Genomic DNA, 16,042 nt, shown 5'->3' with positions numbered 1-16,042 from the left:
ACCCCCTGGATGTAGTAGTGATCAAAACGCAGGCAAAAAAGCGCGCAATCGTGTGCTAAAAGTGCTGAAAACCATAAAATCAGATGGTAGAATCCTTTTTTAAGCAATCGGTGATTTTGAGAAATGGGTAAGAACGTCGTCGTACTGGGCACCCAATGGGGTGACGAAGGTAAAGGTAAGATTGTAGACCTTCTGACTGAGCGCGCTAACTACGTGGTGCGTTATCAAGGCGGCCACAATGCGGGCCATACACTTGTCATCAACGGTGAAAAAACCGTTCTCCACTTAATCCCTTCTGGCATCCTGCGTGATAACGTTACCAGCATCATTGGTAATGGCGTGGTTCTCTCTCCTGAAGCATTGATGAAAGAGATGAAAGGCCTGGAAGAGCGTGGGATTCCCGTACGCGAACGTCTGCTGATTTCTGAAGCCTGTCCGCTCATCCTGCAATACCATGTCGCCATGGACATGGCGCGCGAAAAAGCGCGCGGTGCAAAAGCGATCGGTACGACGGGCCGTGGCATCGGACCGGCTTACGAAGACAAAGTTGCCCGTCGTGCACTGCGCGTCAGCGACCTGTTCAACAAAGAAACCTTTGCTGCCAAGCTGAAAGAAGTGATGGATCTCTATAACTTCCAGCTGGTGAATTATTACAAAGAAGAAGCCGTCGACTACGATAAAGTGCTGAACGATGTCATGGCGGTTGCCGACATTCTGACCGGCATGGTGGTCGATGTGTCTGAACTGCTGGATACGGCGCGTAAGCGTGGCGATCTGATTATGTTTGAAGGCGCGCAGGGAACACTGCTGGATATCGATCACGGTACCTATCCCTATGTGACCTCGTCTAACACCACCGCTGGTGGCGTGGCGACAGGCTCAGGTATCGGCCCGCGTTTTGTCGATTACGTACTGGGTATTGTTAAAGCCTACTCAACGCGTGTGGGTGCGGGTCCGTTCCCTACCGAGCTGTTCGATGAAACCGGTGAGTTCCTTTGCAAGCAAGGTAACGAATTTGGTGCCACTACAGGCCGCCGCCGTCGTACGGGCTGGCTGGATGCCGTTGCGGTCCGCCGTGCGGTGCAGATCAACTCACTGTCTGGTTTCTGCATGACCAAGCTGGATGTACTGGATGGTCTGAAAGAAGTAAAAATTTGCGTGGCTTATCGCATGCCTGACGGCAGTGAAGTCACTACTACGCCGCTGGCTGCTGAGAACTGGGAAGGCATTGAGCCGATCTATGAAACCCTGCCGGGCTGGAGCGAAACCACTTTTGGCGTTAAAACGCTGGAAGGCCTGCCTCAGGCGGCGCGCAACTACATCAAACGTGTAGAAGAAGTGACCGGTGTGCCGATTGATATTATTTCAACCGGCCCTGATCGTAGCGAGACAATGATTCTGCGTGACCCATTCAGCGCGTAATCATCATCTGGCCGGACAATGTCCGGCCTTTGTTTTTTATGTGATTTAATGCCACTAAAATTCCCTTCGCTTGTCCAACTCTACACTGGCTGAAAAAAATACACAGCCGCCAACACTCTGGTTTATCATCGTAGCGAAATACGTCAGAACCAGTTCAATATTGAAATAAACAGCAGGACGGGCGAGCATACAGGTGCCACCGAATGATTGACTGAGGTCACTGTGCAGCTAACAAGTTTTACCGACTACGGCCTGAGGGCGTTGATTTATATGGCCACGCTGCCGGAAGGCAGACTAACCAGTATTACAGAGGTCACCGATACGTATGGCGTGTCGCGTAATCATATGGTCAAAATTATCAATCAACTTAGTCGTGCTGGGTTTGTTGCGGCCATACGTGGCAAAAACGGGGGCATTCGTCTGGGAATGCCTCCGGGAAATATCATCATTGGTGATGTGGTTCGCAAAATGGAACCTTTGCAGTTGGTTGACTGCGCCCGGTGCTCTATCACGCCTGCCTGTCGCCTTAAGCAGGCCTTACATGATGCCGTGCAGTTATTTTTAAAAGAACTGGACGGCTATACGCTGGCAGATTTAGTGGAAGGTAATACGCCTTTATATGAAATTGTATTGTCTGAACCGCCGGTGGCAATGAATACTCAATGACATCGGAGGAACCGTAATGTCAAAAGATCCTTTTCTGGACAGAGAAGCTGAAAAGTACGAAAACCCTATTCCAAGCCGTGAATTTATTCTGGCTTTATTAGAAAAACGCGAAAAACCCGCCAGCCGCGAAGAGCTGGCACAAGAAATGAATTTGCAGGAAGAAGAGCACCTCGAAGCCTTACGCCGTCGTTTACGTGCAATGGAACGTGATGGCCAGTTAGTTTTCACCCGCCGCCAGTGTTATGCCCTGCCTGAACGTCTTGATCTGCTGCGTGGAAAGGTCATTGGTCATCGCGATGGCTATGGCTTTTTACGCGTTGAAGGGCAAAAAGACGATCTGTATCTTTCTGCCGAACAGATGAAATTTTGTATGCATGGCGATGTCATCCTGGCCCAACCGCTGGGGGCCGATCGGAAAGGTCGCCGCGAAGCGCGTGTCGTTCGGGTTCAGGAACCGCGCAATAATCAAATTGTCGGCCGCTATTTCACCGATGCCGGCGTCGGCTTTGTTGTGCCCGACGACAGTCGTCTGAGCTTCGATATTCTGATCGGGCCTGAAGAAACCATGAATGCCCGTATGGGGTCCGTCGTGGTCGTTGAGCTTTTACAACGTCCAACCCGCCGTTCGAAGGCAATCGGTAAAATCGCCGAGATTCTGGGCGATGATATGGGCACCAGCCTGGCCGTGGATATGGCACTGCGCACCCATGAAATTCCGCACAGCTGGCCGCCAGAGGTTGAAGCTCAGGTGAGCAAGCTGAGTGAAGAGGTGCCCGAGTCGGCGAAAAAAGGCCGGGTCGATCTGCGCCAGTTGCCGTTAGTCACTATCGACGGTGAGGATGCCCGCGATTTTGATGACGCGGTTTACTGCGAGAAAAAGCGCGGAGGTGGCTGGCGTCTGTGGGTGGCCATTGCGGACGTCAGTTACTATGTTCGCCCCGGCACACCGCTGGATAACGAAGCACAGCAGCGCGGGACATCGGTATATTTCCCTTCGCAGGTAGTGCCAATGCTGCCGGAAGTGCTGTCGAACGGCTTGTGCTCACTGAATCCTCAGGTCGATCGCCTGTGTATGGTGTGCGAAATGACCGTATCGGCAAAAGGTAAACTCACCGGCTTCAAACACTATGAAGCGGTGATGAACTCCCATGCGCGTCTGACCTACACCAAAGTGTGGAATATTCTGCAAGGCAACCCGGAGCTGTGTGAGCAGTACGCGCCGCTGGTCAAAGACCTGCAGGAACTGCACAACATGTATCAGGTGCTGGAAACCGCCCGCGAAGAACGGGGTGGTATCTCCTTTGAGACAGAAGAAGCGAAGTTTATTTTCAACGCTGAACGCCGCATCGAACGCGTTGAACGCACCTCGCGCAATGACGCCCACAAGCTGATTGAAGAGTGCATGATTCTGGCAAACATTGCCTCTGCCCGCTTCGTGGAGAAGAATCAGGAGCCTGCGCTGTTCCGCGATCACGATCGCCCCAGCGACGACAGCATCAAAAGTTTCCGCACCGTATTAAATGAACTTGGCCTGAGTCTGCCTGGAGGCAATAAACCGCAGCCTGTCGACTACGCCGCGTTGCTGGAGCAGGTTGCCGATCGTCCGGATGCAGAAATGCTGCAAACCATGCTGCTGCGCTCTATGAAACAGGCGGTGTACGACCCGGAAAACCGTGGGCACTTTGGCCTGGCGCTGGCGTCATATGCTCACTTCACTTCACCCATCCGCCGTTATCCGGATTTACTCCTGCACCGCGCCATCAAGTATTTGCTGGCTAAAGAGCAGGGCGACGTGAAAGGCCTGACGACACCAACGGGCGGTTATCACTACGATATGCAGCAGATGCTGCAACTGGGCCAGCACTGTTCCATGACCGAGCGTCGTGCCGACGAAGCCACCCGCGATGTCGCCGACTGGCTGAAATGTGACTTTATGCAGGATCAGGTCGGTAATGTCTTCAATGGTGTCATCTCCAGCGTTACCGGCTTTGGCTTCTTTGTCCGTCTCAGCGATCTGTTTATCGACGGCCTGGTGCATGTGTCGACACTGGACAATGATTATTACCGCTTTGATCCGGTGGGGCAGCGGTTGATCGGTGAATCCGGTGGGCGCACGTATCGCTTAGGTGATGCGGTTGAAGTGCGTGTTGAAGCGGTCCATATGGACGAGCGCAAGATTGACTTTGCGTTGATCTCCAGCAAGCGTCAGGTGCGCGGCGAAGGGAAAACCGAACGTGACAAGGCGAAGCGGGACGGTAAAGCACCAACCAAACGCCGTCGCCAGGCCAGCCGTAAAACCAACTTTGAACCGGATTCCGCTTTCCGCAAGAGTGGCAGCAAGCCTGCTGCGGCAAAGACTGAGAAAAAAAGTAAAAAAGTTTCGGAGAAAACCCGTAAAATCGCCGCCGCCACTAAGGCGAAGCGCGCCGCGAAGAAGGCGAAGCCTGCCTGATGCGCCCAGGCCTCTGCGTTCGCGCAGGGGCTGTTATCCATTTATTTCCAACCACTGAGCAGATTGATGAGCGAAATTATTTTTGGTATCCATGCCGTGCAGGCGTTGCTGGAACGTGACCCACAACGTTTCCAGGAAGTCTTTATTCTCAAAGGCCGCGACGATCGTCGCCTGCAACCGCTGGTGACCGCGCTGGAAGCTCAAGGGATCGTCATTCAGCTGGCCGACCGCAAATGGCTGGACAGCCAGGTCGAAGGCGGCGTACATCAGGGCATCGTGGCACGTGTTAAGCCGGGTCGGCAGTATCAGGAGGGCGATCTGCCGGATCTGCTGCAGAGCCTGGAGAAACCCTTCCTGCTGGTACTGGACGGCGTCACCGATCCGCATAATCTGGGTGCCTGCCTGCGCAGTGCTGACGCGGCGGGCGTACATGCCGTTATCGTGCCGAAAGATCGCTCTGCGCCCCTGAACGCAACCGCTAAAAAAGTGGCCAGCGGTGCAGCGGAAAACATCCCGTTAATCAGGGTCACGAATCTGGCGCGTACCTTACGTCTGCTACAGGAATATCACATCTGGGTTGTGGGTACCGCTGGTGAAGCCGACCACACCGTTTATCAAAGTAAGATGACAGGCCCGATGGCGCTGGTCATGGGCGCGGAAGGCGAAGGCATGCGCCGCCTGACACGTGAGCACTGTGACGAACTGATCAGCATTCCAATGGCAGGAAGCGTTTCCTCGCTCAATGTTTCAGTCGCAACGGGCGTCTGTTTGTTTGAGGCGGTGCGTCAGCGCAACGCGTGATCGCCGCCGCAAATTAGGTTTTATGTCCGGTCATAATGGCCACTCACCTTACATACTGAGTGAGTGATATCCGCGAGGAGCCGTTATGACCTGGACAACTCACACCGTGTTTAATCAACCTTTTCCTCTCAGTAACAGCAACCTGTTTCTGTCTGACGTGCCGTTATGTGACGCGCTGTTGCGTGAAGGCGGCGGAGGGGACAGCGACTGGCTGGCATCGGTAGGCAGTCAACTGGGCAGTGCAGAGTCGCTGGAGCTGGGGCGGCTTGCGAATACCTGTCCTCCTGAACTTCACCGCTATGATGCGCGCGGCGTAAGAGTGGATGACGTGCGCTTTCATCCTGCCTGGCATCTGCTGATGCAGGGCGTGTGCAGCAGCCGTCTGCATAACCTCAGCTGGCAGCCTGATGTACAGCCAAACGCCAGCGTGGCGCGCGCGGCCCGGTTTATTTTGCATGCCCAGGTTGAGGCCGGCACGCTTTGCCCGGTGACGATGACGCACGCCGCGATTCCCTTGCTGCAACGCTATCTGCCCACCGCGTTTCGGGGCTGGCTTGAGCCATTACTCAGCGATCGTTACGACACACATGCGATGCCGGGCGATCAGAAGCGTGGACTGTTGATCGGCATGGGGATGACTGAAAAGCAGGGCGGCAGTGATGTACTGACGAATACCACGCGCGCAGAGCCGCTGCAGGGACGGGGAAGTGGCGAAGCGTATCGCCTCATCGGCCATAAATGGTTTTTCTCTGTACCGCAAAGCGATGCCCACGTCATCCTGGCGCAAACGCAGCAGGGACTCAGCTGTTTCTTTCTGCCTCGCCTGCTGCCGGACGGGTCACATAACGCCATTTTCATTGAGCGCTTAAAAGACAAACTCGGTAACCGCGCCAATGCCAGTAGTGAAGTGGAGTTCAAAGACGCAACCGGCTGGCTGCTGGGTGAAGAGGGCGAAGGCGTGCGCCTGATCCTGAAAATGGCCGGCATGACGCGCTTTGACTGTGCGCTGGGCAGCCACGGACAAATGCGCCGGGCCTTCTCGGTTGCCCTTTACCATGCCCACCAGCGCCAGGTGATGGGGAAAAATCTGGCGGATCAGCCCCTGATGCGTCAGGTGTTAGCGCGTCAGGCGCTACAACTGGAAGGGCAAACGGCCTTACTGATGCGGCTGGCGCGTGCCTGGTCGCAGGCGGATGACGCGAATCAGGCGGCGTTTGCCCGGCTGTTAACTCCCGCGGCGAAGTTTGTGATTTGCAAAGCGGGCATGCCGTTTGTAGCGGAATCCATGGAAATGCTGGGAGGCAATGGCTACTGCGAGGAAAGCGAACTGCCCCGGCTTTACCGTGATATGCCCGTTAACAGCATCTGGGAAGGCTCAGGCAATGTGATGTGTCTGGATGTTCTGCGTGTGATAAGCAAAAAGAGCGGCATCGTGGAGGCGTTAATTCGGGAATGTGATGAGGTAAAGGGCGTTAACCGCCACTTCGACAGACGCTGGCGTCAACTGAAGCTGCGCCTGGGCAAACACGATGAAGCCCAGGCGCGGACGTTAACACAGGACATCCTGCAGTTGGCCACAGCGGTTCAGCTGTTACGCCACGCTGAACCGCGACTGGCGGATGCCTGGTGCGGCCAGTGGCTGGATACGCGGGGCGAACCCACTATCGATGCGGCACTGGCCGATCGCCTACTGGCGCGCGCCAGCGGCCGGTGAGGCACCGTAGAGGATCGCGGTGGTATACCAGATGCCAGGCGTTATCGTTTCGTCGACCATCAGAATCTGATAATAAACGGCGCCTGCCTGATTCGCGCGCGCAGCAATCGCCCGCTCCGCGTCATCCGGTGAGCCTCTCACGCTGGCGCTAATCGTACCGAGCTTCGGTAAACCATAGCTTTGCGCGCGGGTAATCGACTGCGCCTGAGCCGTTGGCGCGGGCGGGGCTTTCGGCGTCTCCTGAAACGCCGCGCAGCTACTCAACAACAGACTCAACGTCAGTAACACAACATAACGCATAGCTAATCCTTGAGAGTCACCTTAACAGGATAAGTGTAAGCCACCGCCCCGCGATCATCACGACTTAATCGAGAAAACGCTGACAAGCTGCGTCAGGTGGTGGCCTTTATCACTCAGGCTCTGGGCTGTCTGTTCTGCCTGCGTAACCAGTTCACTGTTCTGATGCGTGGCCTGGCTAATCTGATTCATCGCCAGGTTAACCTGGCCAATGCCGGCCGTTTGCTGTTGTGCGGCGACGTTAATTTCACCCATTAACGCCTGAACCTGCTCAATATGCGTCACAATTTCGCTCATCGCATCGCGGGTTTGTTCCGACAATGCATGGCCTTCAGCAACGTGACGTATTGAGGTCGCAATCAACGTATCAATTTCTTTTGCTGCCTGGGCGGAACGCTGTGCCAGCGCCCGTACTTCGGCGGCAACCACGGCGAAGCCGCGCCCGTGCTCACCCGCCCGGGCGGCTTCAACCGCGGCGTTCAGCGCCAGAATATTGGTCTGGAAGGCAATGGACTCAATAACGTGCGTAATGTCAGCGATGCTCTGCGACGAAACGTTAATGGCGGACATGGTGTTGACCGAACGGGTGACCGTCTGGTTGCCGTTATCCACGATACTGCTGGCCTCGGCCACCAGCGACATGGCCTGACGCAGGCTGTCGGCGGTATGCTCAACGGTCGCACCAAACTGCTCCATGCTGGCCGATGTCTCTTCAACGCTGCTTGCCTGGCGCCCAATTTGCTCACTGATGTTGTGACTGCTGGCGGCAATGGTATCCGTGCCATCGCTGATTTCCTGCGCGGCACGGCGAACCTGCGCGACTATTTTCTCCAGCCCTTCGCCAATCCCGTTAATGGCATTAATCAGCTGACCCACTTCATCGTGGCGCGTCGTAGCCAGATGAACCAGTAAGTTACCGGCCGCGTATTGCTCAGCCAAATGGATGACCTGCTGTAACGGACGCGTAATGGCACGACGGCTGTACCAGACAAAACACGGCGCAAACAGCAAGACCAGAATCAGGCCGGTTATGAGGAACATATTGCGGCTGTGAATCACCGGTGCCAGCAGGCTGTCGCGGTTGACCTCACCGACCACAATCCAGTTCCAGCCAGGCAACTGTTGCCAGGCCAGCATTTTGGTTTCCCCATCAATATCGGCTTGCTGTACGCCCTCAGGCTGCGTCAGCATCGCGTTCAGCACGCCCTCCTGCCAGTCGGGACGTTTACCTTCAGCCTGTTTATCAAACAGGTACTGCCCCTGCATAGCACCTGGCGTGCCGTTTAACACGTAGAAATGCCCACTGTCGCCCAGACGACGTGCCAGCACTTTTTCGCGCATCAGGCCGTACTGTTTATCGATCTGTACGCCAACAAAAATAATGGCAATCACGGTACCGCTGTCGTCTTTAACGGGCTGATACTGGGTGATATAACGGTGACCAAACAGGGTGGCCAGTCCACGGTAGATCTCGCCTTGCGTCACTTTTTTCCAGGCCCCACTGGTCCGATCAAGCTGGGTGCCAATGGCCCGGCTGCCATCTTCTTTTTTCAGCGAGGTGGAAACACGAATGAAATTATCACCATCACGCACAAAGATGGTGGCGACGGCCGACGTACGATCCGTAAAATCATCTACGGCAATTTGATCGAGGTTCAGCGTTTTGAGCCCGGCCCGCAGAGTCGGTGTTGAAAACTCGCCCACCTGAATACGTGAAGTTTCATCGCGGCTGAAACGCTTAGGCAAAAAGCTGACAAACAGTTGAGTATAATTGCCCACTTCCTGCGTCAGCGTCGCGTTAAACATGGACGCCATTTCAGTAATGCCCTGCACCTGATTGACCATGTCATCCATGGCGAGACTTTCCAACTGGCGTGAAGCATTTTGACTTTGAATCAGCGTCAAAACTAACAATAAAACGCCTACACTTACTGAAGTTATGGCGCACAGCTTCACTCCAAGGCTTGTTCTGCTGAGAGAGAAACGTTTCATAAAGTACCTTTATTTTTTGTCAAATATGCACTAACAACGGCAGCGCGGCGCAAATGTTTAGTTAAGAAATTATTGCCTTTATGATGTTGTGAAGCGCGGAATTACATTAAACCCCTAATATGTCGTCTCATTTGTCGTCGGAGAGGAGAAAAAATGATAGAGCTCACCACGGAAAGGTTTGCAGGAATCGAGTGCCTGCATGCTGCGCCTGCGGGTCAGCGTCGCCAGCGCTTACCCACCCTCGTTTTCTATCACGGGTTTACCTCATCCAAAGAGGTGTACGCTTACTTTGCCGTTGCGCTGGCGCAGGCAGGCTTCCGTGCCGTTATGCCCGATGCCGACATGCATGGTGCGCGTTATAACGGTGATGCCGAGACGCGGTTGCGCCATTTCTGGGACATCCTCAGACAGAACATTGATGAATTTCCGGCTATTGAGGCCGCCTTACGTGCCGACGATCTGATTGCCGATGCGCGCTTTGCCGTTGCTGGCGCCTCAATGGGAGGCATGACGGCGCTGGGGATTATGGCGCGCTATTCACACATCCACAGCGTTGCCTGCATGATGGGGTCAGGCTACTTTATGCAGCTCAGTCATACGTTGTTTCCGCCTGTGGTGGTAACGAATGAAGAACAGAAAGCCCAGTTCACAGCACGTATGGCGTCGCTGGCAGACTATGATCCTTCAGCCCGGCTGCAGAACCTGGCGAACCGGCCACTTTTGTTGTGGCACGGTGATGCCGATGAAGTGGTGCCTTTTGCTGAAACTCAGCGCCTGGATCGGGCATTACGCGAAAAGGGGCTTGATGCCCATCTGACCACGCTGTCCGAAACGCATATCGGACACAAAATTACGCCGTCAGGTCTGACCGCGCTGGTCAGCTTTTTTAAGCGTCAACTCTGATCCGTTAACGAAACCGCCCTCTTGCTTTGGCCCTTGCTTGCTTTTCACACATAAGCGCGGGAGCGGGGCGGTCTCCCGCCGATTTAAATGAAATCCCCGCTTGAGTTTGTCCGCCCACGCCAGTATGATTACGCGTCAATTTTTCAGCTGCATTCAGAGGTGTGTGTCATTTCGGTGATTCACAACCTATAACGTTCCTTGCTTCCGTGGGCCGCAGCTGACCCTGACAGGAGGCTGAATAATCCGTAAGGAGCAATTTCGATGCGTCATTACGAAATCGTATTTATGGTTCATCCTGACCAGAGCGAACAGGTTCCTGGCATGATCGAGCGTTACACTGGTGCTATCACTGGTGCAGAAGGCACGATCCACCGTCTGGAAGACTGGGGCCGCCGTCAGCTGGCTTACCCAATCAACAAACTGCACAAAGCACACTATGTTCTGATGAACGTAGAAGCGCCGCAGGAAGTGATTGACGAGCTGGAAACGAACTTCCGCTTCAACGACGCCGTTATCCGCAGCATGGTTATGCGCGTTAAAAACGCGGTAACTGAAGCATCACCGATGGTTAAAGCGAAAGACGAGCGTCGTGAGCGCCGCGAAGATTTTGCTAACGAATCCGCTGATGACTCAGATGCTGGGGATTCTGAAGAGTAATCCATCGTGACGGTTAATCGGCTGCGCCTGTCTGGCACCGTGTGTAAGACGCCAGTTCGAAAAATTAGCCCGTCAGGAATTCCGCACTGTCAGTTCGTGCTTGAGCACAACTCGGTGCAGATGGAAGCCGGATTTCACCGGCAAGCCTGGTGTCGAATGCCTGTTATTCTTAGCGGCAGCGCCCATCAGGTGATTACTCAACATATAACGGTCGGCACGCAACTCATTCTCGAAGGCTTTATTAGCTGCCATCAGGCGCGAAATGGTCAGAGTAAAATGGTGTTACATGCCGAGCAGATTGAATTGATAGATTCTGGAGACTAGCCAAATGGCACGTTATTTCCGTCGTCGCAAGTTCTGCCGTTTCACCGCGGAAGGCGTTCAAGAGATCGATTATAAAGATATCGCAACGCTGAAAAACTACATCACTGAAAGCGGCAAGATTGTACCAAGCCGTATCACTGGTACTCGCGCAAAATACCAGCGTCAGCTGGCTCGTGCTATCAAGCGCGCGCGTTACCTGTCTCTGCTGCCGTACACTGATCGTCATCAGTAATCGGCAACTGTCCATTAACGACTTTAAGAGGATAAGGTAATGCAAGTTATTCTGCTTGATAAAGTAGCAAACCTGGGCAGCCTGGGTGATCAGGTTAACGTTAAAGCGGGCTACGCTCGTAACTTCCTGGTTCCACAGGGTAAAGCTGTTCCTGCTACCAAGAAAAACGTTGAATTCTTCGAAGCACGCCGTGCAGAACTGGAAGCCAAACTGGCTGACGTTCTGGCAGCATCTAACGCGCGCGCAGAAAAAATCAACGCACTGGGCACTGTTACCATCACGTCTAAAGCAGGCGATGAAGGTAAACTGTTCGGTTCCATCGGTACCCGCGACATCGCTGACGCTGTTACTGCAGCTGGCGTTGACGTTGCTAAGAGCGAAGTTCGTTTACCGAACGGCGTTCTGCGCACCACCGGTGAGCACGAAGTGGACTTCCAGGTTCACAGCGAAGTATTCGCGAAACTGATCGTGAACGTGGTTGCAGGTTAATTTTTATTAGCCTGCCGCACCTGAACGCCGACACTTGTGTCGGCGTTTTTGTTTTCAGTCGTTAATACCCTTTCTTTTTCTGCCCGGCCACATCCCTCTTCACTCGGCACCCGCATCTTCACCATCACATAAAGGTGTACCGGACAGCCCGATCCTCATGCGATCAACGCGCTGTTTGCCGATTAAAAGGTGACGATGATATGTGCGGCTAAACCCTCAGCGCATCAGGGTGACGACGCGACATCAGCGACCACGCTCCGTCATCTGTGCTGAAGCGGCTATCCGCTTGCGTTGCGGTTGGTCTGCCCGGAAACCGGGCGGGCAAATAAAATGACGGCCATGAAGGGCGCAACCGGTGACGGACCGCCACCGGGGAGGACTTATTCTACACGTAAAAAGCTGCCGTCCGGCTGGCGGGTAAACAGGACAGGACCGTTAGCGCCTTCCAGCGTTAAGCCTGTAACGACGCCATTCGCATCCCGACGGATCTTCACCTGCTGCCCCTGCTTCAGCGTACTGAGCGGCTGATCGTTGCCCTCAACGCGTGCCATGGCAAACACATCATTGACCGGCAGATTATTGTCGCGGAACAGCTGTGCCAGCGTTTGTCCGGCGGCAATCTGATAGCTGTGCCAGTCACCCTGCGTGTCCGCCTTCGGTTCGGATTGTGCAGAGGAGCGAGACGGTTTGTTATCGTAGATATCCGCCTGCATCGGCACGTCTTTTTCGGCCGAAGGTGTCACAGGCCGTTCGACCGGATACTGCGGCGTACTGGAGGGCCAGAGAAAGGCCAGCAGCAGTATGATGACGGCAATGACGATCCCCCGACGGTGGAAAGCCGGGAGCGGGTCCATCCAGCGAATATCGTCTGTAAAATGCCAGAGGCGATACAGCCAGTTGGGCAGGCGAGACGGGACGTCTGAAGTCATATCGGGTTCCTCCGCTCCGGCACCTTGCGACCGCGTTCGTTGCGGCAGTAAGTTCTGTAACCGGGTTAAAATACGCAGTGCATGCGTCCTGCGGCGACGAGGGGCTATCTGGCCCATATTCTCTCTCTTTCTTATAGTGCCACTGACAAGGGGGAACTTGTCACTTATACAGTATGGGCAATGTGGACGCGAAGTGCCTGCCAGCATTGGTAAATTTGACCTGCGTATTGTTTCTCTTTCGCCGACAAAAGTCATCTGTAGCGCTGCGGATTTTACGCCAGCGGCCAGCGCTGTTATGCTGCCCGTCTTACTATATCCGAGAGTGAAAGGAACGAAGATGACTACCCCTTCTTTCGACAGCGTCGAAGCACAAGCAAGTTACGGTATTGGTTTACAGGTTGGCCAGCAGCTGCTGGAATCAGGTCTGCAGGGGCTGCAGCCAGAAGCACTGCTCGCGGGCCTGCGCGACGCGCTGGAAGGGAACTCACCTGCGGTGCCTGTCGATGTGGTACATCGCGCCCTGCGTGAAGTACATGAGCGTGCGGAAAGCGTGCGTCGTGAGCGCGTGGAAGCCATGGCCGCAGAAGGCCAGGCTTTCCTGCAGGACCATGCTCAGCGTGAAGGCGTCAGCAGCACCGAGTCAGGTTTACAGTTCAGCGTGATTACGCAGGGCGAAGGCCCGATTCCTTCGCGCCAGGACCGCGTACGCGTGCATTACACCGGTAAACTGATCGACGGCACGGTGTTTGACAGCTCTGTTGCACGTGGCGAGCCGGCGGAATTCCCGGTCACCGGCGTGATTGCGGGCTGGATCGAAGCGCTGACGCTGATGCCGGTTGGCTCGAAGTGGGAACTGGTGATTCCCCACAACCTCGCCTACGGCGAGCGTGGAGCGGGCGCGTCCATCCCGCCATTCAGCACCCTGATTTTTGAAGTTGAGCTGCTGGAAATCCTGTAAGGATAAAGGGCGGTGCGATGCCGCCCTTACCCCTCTACTGCTGTAAGTTTACCTGCCAGAGAGCGAATCCCGTCTCGTCATTTCCTGTCGCCTTCATGGGATATTGCGCATGCTGCTGAATAAAGTGTGTGGCTTTATCGCCGGGTGCGGTTTCAAAGCGAATATCAAGAGGCTGCGCGGCAGGTATTGCAGCCAGTCGCCAGTTATTATCCGCCTGTGGGCGCACTTCACCGTGCTTTTTGGTTTCGGCACTGATATACGCCGCCAGAATCGCGCGGTTTTCATCAGGCGAGGCAAAGGCAATGTATTTGTCGCCTGTTCCGGCAAACTTGCCCGCGTAGGCCCGGTAGTTATTGGTTGCCACCAGGAAGGTCGCCTTAAGATCGATGGGTTTTCCCTGCCAGCGAAGATCTTTAATGCGTGACGCGTCCGGATGGATCAGGTTGCACTCTTCGTCGTAACGGGCGGGTTGTGTGACATCAATCTGATAGCTCACGCCGTCAATCACATCAAAGTTATAGGTGCGGAAATTCCAGTTGATCAGCGGCTGTGTGCGGCGACTGGTCGGATCGATTTGGTTAAACTGACCCGCAGAGCACTCCAGCCAGTCTTTCACCTGCTCGCCGTTGACTTTCATCACCACCAGCGTATTCGGATACAGATAGAGATCGGCTGCGTTGCGGAAGGTCAGGTTGCCTTTCTCAACTTCCACATAGCTGGCAGGATCGTTTTTACGTCCCCCGGCTTTAAACGGCGCGGCGGCAGACAGTACCGGCAAGTGCGCCAGATCGGGATCGCCCTGGATAAAATGCTCGACATAGGCGCGCTGGGCGTTATTCACAATTTGCACGGTAGGATCGTCCTGCACCAGCGACAGATAGCTGTACATCACATCCGCAGATTTTCCGATAGGCTGGGCGACAAAGGTGCGAGTGGCATCATGATCGTCTTTCAGAACCTTAACCAGTGCAGGATCTTCAGCAGCCAGCGCAGTTTTATGCGCGATATCGTAGATCGGACGCGCCTGCGCGGTACCGCTTGTCACCTGCCAGTGATCGCCTTCCTTGCTCAGCACCAGATCCACCACACCAAGATGATCGCCCCACATGCCGGGCATGACCGCAGGCACACCGTTTAATGTTCCTTTCTCAATGTCTGCACCTTTGATCCCTGCAAACTCTTTCCCCGGGAATACGGCATGCGCATGACCAAACATAATGGCACTGATGCCCGGAACTTCGCTGAGGTAATAAACCGAGTTTTCTGCCATCGCCTGATACGGCTCGCTGCTTAACCCTGAATGGGCTAATACGACAACCACGTCCGCTCCTTTAGCGCGCATTTCGGGCACGTAGCGCCGGGCGGTTTCTGTAATATCGTCCACCCGCACTTTGCCCTGCAGGTTGCCTTTATCCCACACCATAATCTGCGGCGGGACAAAGCCGATATAGCCGATGTTCACCGTCTGCGGGTTGCCGTCGCGATCGGTCACTGTGGTGGGTTTAATCAGATAAGGCGTAAACAGCGGCTTACCGCTCTTCAGATCGATAACGTTGGCATTGACGTAAGGAAAATGCGCGCCCGCCAGGGCTTTTTGCAGATAGGGCAGACCATAATTGAATTCATGATTGCCCAGCGTGCCCGCGCTGTAATCCAGCGTATTCATCGCCTTATAGACGGGATGGACTTCACCCTGTTTGAGCCCTTTCGCAGCCATATAGTCGCCTAACGGGCTACCCTGAATCAGATCGCCATTGTCCACCAGCACGCTGTTCGTGACTTCCTGACGCGCGGCATGGATCAGGGACGCAGTGCGCACCAGACCATATTTTTCTGTGGGCGTATCTTTGTAATAGTCGAAGTCCATCATATTGCTGTGCAGATCGGTCGTTTCCAGCACGCGTAAATCCACGGTGGCTCCCTGTGCTGCAACTGAAACGCTCAGTGCCAGTAACATCATTCCCGCCTTAACCATGTTCACTCCCAACGTTAAAAGATCAAGGCTACAAAAGTAATGTAAAAGGCTGATGAAAGGGCAGATTAAAACGTGATGCAAATAACGTTTTGAGCCTGACTGGTGCCGCTTCAGTCATATCAGTGCAGAGGCCAGCGTGAAAAGAGGTCTTTGCCATTGTGGGCTATTGTGTTGATATAGCTGAAAAAGGATTCAAAATGTTTACCTGAAACGAGGGGCGAGCATGAAGCT

15 protein-coding genes are annotated in these 16,042 nt (G+C 54.5%); 11 read left to right on the top strand and 4 right to left on the bottom strand.

What is annotated here, in order from left to right:
* Positions 1–123 precede the first annotated feature (123 nt).
* The 5 genes from RAC90_RS16860 (at position 124) to RAC90_RS16840 (ending at position 7,055) form a co-directional block, all read left to right on the top strand.
* On the top strand, positions 124–1,422 hold the full coding sequence (locus RAC90_RS16860) for an adenylosuccinate synthase (protein WP_033740036.1): 1,299 nt from the start codon (positions 124–126) through the stop codon (positions 1,420–1,422).
* Between the two features lie 222 nt (positions 1,423–1,644).
* On the top strand, positions 1,645–2,088 hold the full coding sequence (nsrR, locus tag RAC90_RS16855) for a nitric oxide-sensing transcriptional repressor NsrR (RefSeq protein WP_006120936.1): 444 nt from the start codon (positions 1,645–1,647) through the stop codon (positions 2,086–2,088).
* A gap of 16 nt (positions 2,089–2,104) precedes the next feature.
* A complete protein-coding gene (rnr, locus tag RAC90_RS16850; RefSeq protein ID WP_006120935.1) occupies positions 2,105–4,540 on the top strand; it encodes a ribonuclease R in 2,436 nt (811 codons plus the stop codon).
* A gap of 66 nt (positions 4,541–4,606) precedes the next feature.
* Positions 4,607–5,341: a 23S rRNA (guanosine(2251)-2'-O)-methyltransferase RlmB gene (gene rlmB / locus RAC90_RS16845; protein ID WP_033740035.1), complete on the top strand. Its 735-nt coding sequence runs from the start codon at positions 4,607–4,609 to the stop codon at positions 5,339–5,341.
* A gap of 85 nt (positions 5,342–5,426) precedes the next feature.
* Complete coding sequence (locus RAC90_RS16840) at positions 5,427–7,055, top strand: isovaleryl-CoA dehydrogenase (protein ID WP_058702686.1); 1,629 nt, start codon at positions 5,427–5,429, stop codon at positions 7,053–7,055.
* Here the strand turns inward: RAC90_RS16840 and bsmA are convergent.
* Complete coding sequence (gene bsmA, locus RAC90_RS16835; protein ID WP_033740034.1) at positions 7,029–7,355, bottom strand: biofilm peroxide resistance protein BsmA; 327 nt, start codon at positions 7,353–7,355, stop codon at positions 7,029–7,031. The two genes, RAC90_RS16840 and bsmA, sit on opposite strands and share 27 nt — an antisense overlap.
* A 57-nt stretch (positions 7,356–7,412) precedes the next feature.
* Positions 7,413–9,344: a methyl-accepting chemotaxis protein gene (locus RAC90_RS16830; protein ID WP_054633018.1), complete on the bottom strand. Its 1,932-nt coding sequence runs from the start codon at positions 9,342–9,344 to the stop codon at positions 7,413–7,415.
* A 153-nt stretch (positions 9,345–9,497) separates the two neighbouring features.
* Between RAC90_RS16830 and yjfP the strand changes: the two genes are divergently transcribed.
* The 5 genes from yjfP to rplI all read left to right on the top strand — a co-directional run bounded on the left by yjfP (position 9,498) and on the right by rplI (position 11,949).
* Complete coding sequence (gene yjfP / locus RAC90_RS16825) at positions 9,498–10,247, top strand: esterase (RefSeq protein WP_054633019.1); 750 nt, start codon at positions 9,498–9,500, stop codon at positions 10,245–10,247.
* Between the two features lie 261 nt (positions 10,248–10,508).
* Entirely contained in the window at positions 10,509–10,904 is a 396-nt protein-coding gene (rpsF, locus tag RAC90_RS16820; protein WP_006120928.1) for a 30S ribosomal protein S6, read from the top strand.
* Between the two features lie 6 nt (positions 10,905–10,910).
* Positions 10,911–11,228: a primosomal replication protein N gene (priB, locus tag RAC90_RS16815; RefSeq protein ID WP_006120927.1), complete on the top strand. Its 318-nt coding sequence runs from the start codon at positions 10,911–10,913 to the stop codon at positions 11,226–11,228.
* A 4-nt stretch (positions 11,229–11,232) separates the two neighbouring features.
* A complete protein-coding gene (gene rpsR / locus RAC90_RS16810; protein WP_000135199.1) occupies positions 11,233–11,460 on the top strand; it encodes a 30S ribosomal protein S18 in 228 nt (75 codons plus the stop codon).
* 39 nt (positions 11,461–11,499) lie between these two features.
* Complete coding sequence (gene rplI / locus RAC90_RS16805) at positions 11,500–11,949, top strand: 50S ribosomal protein L9 (RefSeq protein ID WP_006120926.1); 450 nt, start codon at positions 11,500–11,502, stop codon at positions 11,947–11,949.
* A gap of 380 nt (positions 11,950–12,329) precedes the next feature.
* Here the strand turns inward: rplI and RAC90_RS16800 are convergent, their stop codons facing one another.
* On the bottom strand, positions 12,330–12,995 hold the full coding sequence (locus RAC90_RS16800) for an OapA family protein (protein ID WP_158281346.1): 666 nt from the start codon (positions 12,993–12,995) through the stop codon (positions 12,330–12,332).
* A 220-nt stretch (positions 12,996–13,215) separates the two neighbouring features.
* On the opposite strand from RAC90_RS16800, the gene fklB reads away from it, so the two are divergent.
* A complete protein-coding gene (gene fklB, locus RAC90_RS16795; protein WP_006118358.1) occupies positions 13,216–13,836 on the top strand; it encodes an FKBP-type peptidyl-prolyl cis-trans isomerase in 621 nt (206 codons plus the stop codon).
* Between the two features lie 34 nt (positions 13,837–13,870).
* On the opposite strand, the gene RAC90_RS16790 is transcribed toward fklB, so the two are convergent.
* A complete protein-coding gene (locus RAC90_RS16790; protein ID WP_058702683.1) occupies positions 13,871–15,811 on the bottom strand; it encodes a bifunctional 2',3'-cyclic-nucleotide 2'-phosphodiesterase/3'-nucleotidase in 1,941 nt (646 codons plus the stop codon).
* Positions 15,812–16,042: the final 231 nt, after the last annotated feature.

The organism is Pantoea sp. CS_6 (assembly GCF_041954745.1).
GTDB classification, from domain to species: Bacteria; Pseudomonadota; Gammaproteobacteria; order Enterobacterales; family Enterobacteriaceae; genus Pantoea; species Pantoea stewartii.
This window is presented reverse-complemented; position numbering and strand designations above follow the sequence as displayed.

Bases quoted from the DNA above. Each gene is read 5' to 3' on its own strand.
- RAC90_RS16860 (WP_033740036.1), top strand. From the start codon at position 124: ATGGGTAAGAACGTCGTCGTACTGGGCACCCAATGGGGTGACGAAGGT.
- rnr (WP_006120935.1), top strand. From the start codon at position 2,105: ATGTCAAAAGATCCTTTTCTGGACAGAGAAGCTGAAAAGTACGAAAAC.
- rlmB (WP_033740035.1), top strand. From the start codon at position 4,607: ATGAGCGAAATTATTTTTGGTATCCATGCCGTGCAGGCGTTGCTGGAA.
- RAC90_RS16840 (WP_058702686.1), top strand. From the start codon at position 5,427: ATGACCTGGACAACTCACACCGTGTTTAATCAACCTTTTCCTCTCAGT.
- bsmA (WP_033740034.1), bottom strand. From the start codon at position 7,355: ATGCGTTATGTTGTGTTACTGACGTTGAGTCTGTTGTTGAGTAGCTGC.
- RAC90_RS16830 (WP_054633018.1), bottom strand. From the start codon at position 9,344: ATGAAACGTTTCTCTCTCAGCAGAACAAGCCTTGGAGTGAAGCTGTGC.
- yjfP (WP_054633019.1), top strand. From the start codon at position 9,498: ATGATAGAGCTCACCACGGAAAGGTTTGCAGGAATCGAGTGCCTGCAT.
- rpsF (WP_006120928.1), top strand. From the start codon at position 10,509: ATGCGTCATTACGAAATCGTATTTATGGTTCATCCTGACCAGAGCGAA.
- rpsR (WP_000135199.1), top strand. From the start codon at position 11,233: ATGGCACGTTATTTCCGTCGTCGCAAGTTCTGCCGTTTCACCGCGGAA.
- rplI (WP_006120926.1), top strand. From the start codon at position 11,500: ATGCAAGTTATTCTGCTTGATAAAGTAGCAAACCTGGGCAGCCTGGGT.
- RAC90_RS16800 (WP_158281346.1), bottom strand. From the start codon at position 12,995: ATGGGCCAGATAGCCCCTCGTCGCCGCAGGACGCATGCACTGCGTATT.
- fklB (WP_006118358.1), top strand. From the start codon at position 13,216: ATGACTACCCCTTCTTTCGACAGCGTCGAAGCACAAGCAAGTTACGGT.
- RAC90_RS16790 (WP_058702683.1), bottom strand. From the start codon at position 15,811: ATGGTTAAGGCGGGAATGATGTTACTGGCACTGAGCGTTTCAGTTGCA.